Source organism: Natronospirillum sp. (assembly GCF_022565775.1).
Classification (GTDB): domain Bacteria; phylum Pseudomonadota; class Gammaproteobacteria; order Pseudomonadales; family Natronospirillaceae; genus Natronospirillum.
In genome coordinates this window covers 1-6,393 of record NZ_JAIUMC010000132.1, presented here as the reverse complement: position 1 = coordinate 6,393, position 6,393 = coordinate 1, and the positions used below count along the sequence as shown (strand labels likewise).

The 6,393-nt window shown below is 58.3% G+C and carries 4 protein-coding genes; all 4 read left to right on the top strand.

Translation table 11 applies throughout. The features are described from left to right. Positions 1-3,102, top strand: a 3,102-nt coding sequence (gene rpoC, locus LAT62_RS15550) for a DNA-directed RNA polymerase subunit beta' (RefSeq protein WP_293386009.1), incomplete at its 5' end; no start/stop codon positions are given. 127 nt (positions 3,103-3,229) lie between these two features. Then, a complete protein-coding gene (gene rpsL, locus LAT62_RS15545) occupies positions 3,230-3,604 on the top strand; it encodes a 30S ribosomal protein S12 (protein WP_135484976.1) in 375 nt (124 codons plus the stop codon). A gap of 111 nt (positions 3,605-3,715) precedes the next feature. Further along, on the top strand, positions 3,716-4,186 hold the full coding sequence (rpsG, locus tag LAT62_RS15540) for a 30S ribosomal protein S7 (protein WP_293386004.1): 471 nt from the start codon (positions 3,716-3,718) through the stop codon (positions 4,184-4,186). Between the two features lie 18 nt (positions 4,187-4,204). Beyond that, positions 4,205-6,298, top strand: a complete 2,094-nt coding sequence (fusA, locus tag LAT62_RS15535) for an elongation factor G (RefSeq protein WP_293386002.1) — start codon at positions 4,205-4,207, stop codon at positions 6,296-6,298. The last annotated feature ends 95 nt before the right edge of the window (positions 6,299-6,393 follow it).

The window sequence follows — 6,393 nt, the reverse complement described above, 5'->3', positions numbered from 1 at the left end:
GGTCTGCCCAAGAAGATGGCGCTGGAGCTGTTCAAGCCGTTCATCTACAGCAAGCTGGAACTGCGCGGCCTGGCCACCACCATCAAGGCGGCCAAGAAGATGGTCGAGCGCGAAGAAGCGGTTGTCTGGGATATTCTGGACGAAGTCATTCGCGAGCATCCGGTGCTGCTCAACCGCGCACCCACGCTGCACCGTCTGGGCATCCAGGCGTTCGAGCCGGTACTGATCGAGGGCAAGGCCATTCAGCTGCACCCGCTGGTTTGTGCCGCCTACAACGCCGACTTTGACGGTGACCAGATGGCCGTGCACGTTCCGCTGACCCTGGAAGCCCAGCTCGAAGCGCGTGCCCTGATGATGTCGACCAACAACATCCTCTCGCCGGCCAATGGCGAGCCGATTATCGTGCCGTCGCAAGACGTGGTCCTGGGTCTGTACTACATGACTCGTGAGCGCATCAACGACAAGGGCGAAGGCATGGTGTTTGCCGATGTGCCCGAAGTCGAGCGCGCCTACGGTGCCGGCAAGGTCGGCCTGCAGGCCAAGATCAAGGTTCGGGTCAAGGAAGTGATTCGCGATGAAGATCACGAAGAAACCCGTACCCAGCTGTATGAAACGACAGTCGGTCGTGTACTGCTGTTCACCATCGTGCCGGACGGCCTGCCGTTCGAACTGGTCAACCGGGCACTGAAGAAGAAGTCGATTTCGCTGCTGCTGAACGAAAGCTATCGCCGTGCCGGTCTGAAGCCGACGGTCATCTTTGCCGATCAGATCATGTACATGGGCTTCCACTATGCCACGCGCAGTGGTGCCTCCATTGGCGTGAACGATTTCGAGATTCCACAGAACAAGCTGGAGATTCTGGGCAAGGCCGAGGCCGAAGTGCAGGAAATCCAGGAACAGTACGAATCCGGCCTGGTGACCCAGGGCGAGAAGTACAACAAGGTGGTGGACATCTGGTCACGCGCCAATGAAACCATCGCCCGCTCCATGATGGAGTCGATCGGTAAAGAGATGACCGTCGATCGGGATGGCAAGGAAGTGGAGCAGGAGTCTTTCAACTCCGTCTACATCTATGCTGACTCCGGCGCCCGGGGTTCCCCGGCCCAGATCCGTCAGCTGGCCGGTATGCGCGGCCTGATGGCGAAGCCTGACGGCTCCATCATCGAGAACCCGATCAAGTCCAACTTCCGTGAAGGTCTGTCGGTGGGTGAGTACTTCATCTCCACACACGGCGCCCGTAAGGGTTTGGCCGATACGGCACTGAAGACCGCCAACTCGGGTTATCTGACCCGTCGTCTGGTCGATGTGGCGCAGGATGTTGTCGTGACGGAGACCGATTGTGGTACCCGCAACGGCATCACGCTGGAGCCGATCATCGAAGGCGGCGATATCGTCGTCGGCATCGGCCAGCAGGTGCTGGGTCGGGTTATCTCCGAGGATCTGCTGATCCCGGGCTCCGACGAAGTGGCCATTCCGGCCAATACCCTGGTCGACGAGCGCCTGGTGCGCAAGATCGATGAGTGGGGTATTGATCAGATCAAGGTACGCTCACCAATCACCTGTGAGACGCGCCATGGTATCTGTGCCAATTGCTACGGTCGTGATCTGGCCCGTGGTCACCTGGTCAACATCGGTGAAGCGGTCGGCATCATTGCCGCCCAGTCCATCGGTGAGCCGGGTACCCAGCTGACCATGCGTACCTTCCACATCGGTGGTGCAGCGTCTTCGTCCTCTGCCGTGGATGCGGTACAGGTCAAGCATGGTGGTCGTATCAAGCTGCACAACATCAAGACGGTCGAGCGCACCAATGGAGAGCTGGTGACTACATCACGCTCTTCAATCCTGTCTGTTGTCGATCAGTCCGGTCGCGAACGCGAGCGTTACAAGCTGCCGTATGGCGCCACGCTGACCGTGAAGGAAGACCAGGAAGTGGGCGCCGGCGAGCCGGTGGCCAAGTGGGATCCGCACACTCACCCGATCATCTCCGAGATGAAGGGCAAGGTGAAGTTCGTCGGCATGGATGATGGCATAACCATCAACTCCAAGATCGACGACATGACCGGGGTCGCCAACATCGAGGTCATTCCGCAGAAAGACCGTAACACTGCCGGCAAGGACATTCGGCCGATGCTGAAGCTGGTGGATGCCAAGGGCAGGGACATCAAGTTCGGTGATACCGACCAGCCGGTGCAGTACTTCCTGCCCGACGGGTCGCTGCTCAGCCTGAGCGACGGTCAGGAGGTCAACATTGGTGACGTTCTGGCCCGTATTCCCCAGGAGTCTTCGGGTAACAAGGACATCACCGGTGGTCTGCCGCGCGTTGCGGACCTGTTTGAAGCACGCAAGCCCAAAGAGCCCGCGATTCTGGCGGAAACTACCGGCACCATCGGCTTCGGCAAGGAAACCAAGGGCAAGAAGCGCCTGATGATTACCCCGCAGGATGGCGAGAACGGCTACGAGGAGCTGATTCCAAAGTGGCGCCAGCTCAGCGTGTTCGAGGGCGAGAATGTCGAGAAGGGCGAACTGATCTCCGAAGGTCCGATGAACCCGCACGATATCCTGCGTCTGCTGGGCGTTGAAGAACTGTCCAAGTACATCACCACCGAAATCCAGGAGGTTTACCGCCTCCAGGGTGTGGGCATCAATGACAAGCACATTGAAACCATTGTGCGGCAGATGCTGCGCAAGGTGGTGATTTCCGAGCCGGGCGAGACCAGCTTCATCAAGGGTGACCAGGTTGAGCTGACTGCCTTGCTGGAAGCCAACGAAGCGGCGGACGTGGATGGCAAGCTGCCGGCCAAGTTCGAGCGCGTGCTGCTGGGTATCACCAAGGCGTCACTGGCTACCGAATCGTTCATCTCCGCGGCCTCCTTCCAGGAGACCACACGGGTACTGACCGAAGGTGCCGTCACCGGCAAGCGTGATTATCTGCGCGGTCTGAAAGAGAACGTGGTCGTGGGTCGACTGATTCCTGCCGGAACCGGTCTGGCCTATCACGCCGAGCGCAAGCGCAAGCGTGACGAGCGTCTGGCGGGCGATGACCGTCCGTCCATGAGCGCCAGTGATGTGGAAGCAGCCCTGAGCGAGGCGTTGAACAAGTAAGCAAATACGCGGCGAGCTTGACTATAAAATAGTCGAGCCCTATCATTCGCGTCCTTCATTGTCCCGGGCCGGTCTGGTCCGGGGCAATTTGTATATTGAGAAGCTAAAGAAAGTGGAGAAAGGCTGAATGGCAACCATTAACCAGCTGGTGCGTAAACCGCGCAAGCGCAAGGTCAAGCCGAGTGACGTACGTGCACTCCAGGCCTGCCCGCAGCGCCGTGGTGTATGCACCCGGGTCTATACAACGACTCCGAAAAAGCCGAACTCGGCACTGCGTAAAGTATGTCGTGTTCGCCTGACCAATGGCTACGAAGTGTCTTCGTACATCGGCGGTGAGGGTCACAACCTGCAGGAGCACTCGGTAGTGCTGATTCGCGGCGGCCGGGTAAAAGACCTGCCCGGTGTGCGTTATCACACCGTGCGTGGTGCTCTGGACTGTGCCGGCGTGCAGAATCGCCTGCAGGGTCGCTCCAAATACGGGGCCAAGCGACCGAAGAAATGACATCTTTCATCGCCATAATGGCCGAGAGATAAGAGTAAGGCCGGTCGAGCGGAACTGAACTCTCCGTTGTGTACCGGGCTGTCCTGAAGACCTATTGAGTGAGGGCTTATCATGCCAAGAAGACGCATCGTCGCAAAACGGGAGATCCTGCCAGATCCCAAGTTCAACAATCAGACACTGGCAAAATTCATGAATCACGTGATGGAAGACGGCAAGAAATCCATCGCAGAACGGATCGTGTATGGCGCCCTGGACAAGATCCAGGAACGTCAGGACAAGGATCCGGTAGAGGTGTTCGAATCCGCGCTGGAAGCCGTTGCCCCCATGGTTGAGGTCAAGTCTCGCCGTGTTGGTGGTGCAACCTACCAGGTGCCCGTTGAAGTCCGTCCTGAGCGCCGTGAAGCACTGGCCATGCGCTGGCTGGTGGACTCCGCTCGCAAGCGGGGCGAAAAGTCCATGGCACTTCGCCTCGCAGGCGAACTGCAGGACGCTGTGGAAGGCAAGGGTGCGGCATTCAAGAAACGTGAAGACGTGCACCGCATGGCCGAAGCCAACAAGGCCTTCTCACACTTTCGCTTCTAAACTACAGGGGATTCAATCGTGGCTCGCAAGACATCGATTAATCGTTACCGCAACATCGGTATTGTCGCGCACGTGGATGCGGGCAAGACCACCACGACCGAACGTATCCTGTTCTACACTGGACTGTCTCACAAGATTGGTGAGGTGCACGATGGTGCAGCCACCATGGACTGGATGGAACAGGAGCAGGAGCGCGGGATTACCATTACTTCTGCTGCTACCACCTGTTTCTGGAGCGGCATGAACCAGCAGTTCCCCGAGCACCGGATCAACATCATTGATACGCCCGGGCACGTTGACTTCACCATTGAAGTCGAGCGCTCTTTGCGGGTTCTGGATGGCGCAGTCGTCGTATTGTGCGGCTCGTCCGGTGTGCAGCCGCAGACCGAGACCGTCTGGCGTCAGGCCAACAAGTATGAAGTGCCGCGCATGGTGTTCGTCAACAAGATGGACCGCGCCGGTGCCGACTTCAAATGGGTCGTCAATCAGATGAAAGAGCGGCTGGGTGCCAATGTGGTACCGATCCAGTTGCCCGTTGGCGCGGAAGAAGAGTTCCGCGGCGTTATCGACCTGCTGCGCATGAAGATGATCGTCTGGAGTGAAGACGACATGGGCATGACGTATGAGCTGGAAGACATTCCCGCAGACATGCAGGCCGAAGCCGAAGAGGCGCGCAACGAGATGGTCGAAGCCGCCGCTGAAGCCAATGACGAGCTGATGGAGAAGTACCTCGAAGGCATTGAGCTGACCGAGGACGAGATCAAGCTGGGTCTGCGCACGCGCACCCTGGCCAATGACCTGGTGCTGACCCACTGTGGTTCTGCTTTCAAGAACAAGGGTGTCCAGGCCCTGCTCGACAGCGTCATCGAATACATGCCCAGCCCCATCGAGGTGAAGGCGATCGAAGGTGTGCTGGATGACAAGGCCGAGACCGTTGAAAAGCGGGTTGCCGAAGATGACGCACCCTTCGCCGCATTGGCGTTCAAGATCGCTACGGACCCCTTTGTGGGTACCCTGACGTTCGTGCGCGTTTATTCCGGCATGCTGAAATCCGGTGACGCCGTACTGAACCCGGTCAAGGGCAAGAAAGAGCGCGTCGGTCGTATGGTGCAGATGCACTCCAACAACCGTGAAGAAATCAAGGAAGTACTGGCCGGTGACATTGCCGCTCTGGTTGGGGTCAAGGGTGTGACTACAGGGGATACCCTGTGTGATCCGAACAGCCCCATTACTCTGGAGCGCATGGAGTTCCCCGAGCCGGTCATCTCCGTAGCGGTCGAGCCCAAATCAAAGGCCGATCAGGAGAAGATGGGTATCGCTCTGGGCAAGCTGGCTCAGGAAGACCCTTCCTTCCGCGTCAGAACCGACGAAGAGACGGGTCAGACCATTATCTCGGGTATGGGCGAGTTGCACCTGGACATTATCGTTGACCGCATGCGTCGCGAGTTCAAGGTCGAGGCCAATATCGGTGCGCCCCAGGTGGCTTACCGTGAGAAGATCCGTCAGTCGTGCGAAGTTGAAAGCAAGTTCGTGCGGCAGTCTGGTGGCCGCGGTCAGTACGGCCATGTTGTGGTGCGTTTTGAACCCACCGAGACCGAAGGTCTGGAGTTCGTCAACGAAATCGTGGGCGGTGTCATACCCAAGGAATATATTCCTGCGGTAGAAAAGGGCATCGGCGAGCAGATGCAGAACGGCGTACTGGCGGGTTATCCGCTGCTGGGCCTGAAGGCGACCCTGTTTGACGGTTCCTTCCACGATGTCGACTCGAACGAGATGGCCTTCAAGGTGGCCGCCTCCATGTCGGTGAAGAAGCTCACTGAGAAGGGCAACCCCTGCATCATGGAGCCCATGATGAAGGTGGAGGCCGTCACCCCTGAGGACTACATGGGTGATGTGATGGGCGACCTGAACCGGCGTCGCGGCATTGTTCACGGCATGGAAGATACCCCTTCCGGCAAGGTGATCAATGCGGATGTGCCGCTCTCGGAAATGTTCGGTTATGCCACAGACCTGCGCTCCATGTCGCAGGGCCGTGCATCGTACACCATGGAGTTCTCGCACTATGCCGAGGCTCCGAACAACATCGCGGAAGAAATTATCAAGAAGGCCTGATCCGTCAGGCCACCAGCTAATTGAGGAAGCAACAATGTCTAAGGCAGCTTTTGAACGCAAGAAGCCCCACCTGAACGTGGGCACCATCGGTCACG

Excerpts from the sequence above, each read along its gene's own strand:
- rpsL (WP_135484976.1), top strand. The coding sequence starts at position 3,230 with ATGGCAACCATTAACCAGCTGGTGCGTAAACCGCGCAAGCGCAAGGTC.
- rpsG (WP_293386004.1), top strand. The coding sequence starts at position 3,716 with ATGCCAAGAAGACGCATCGTCGCAAAACGGGAGATCCTGCCAGATCCC.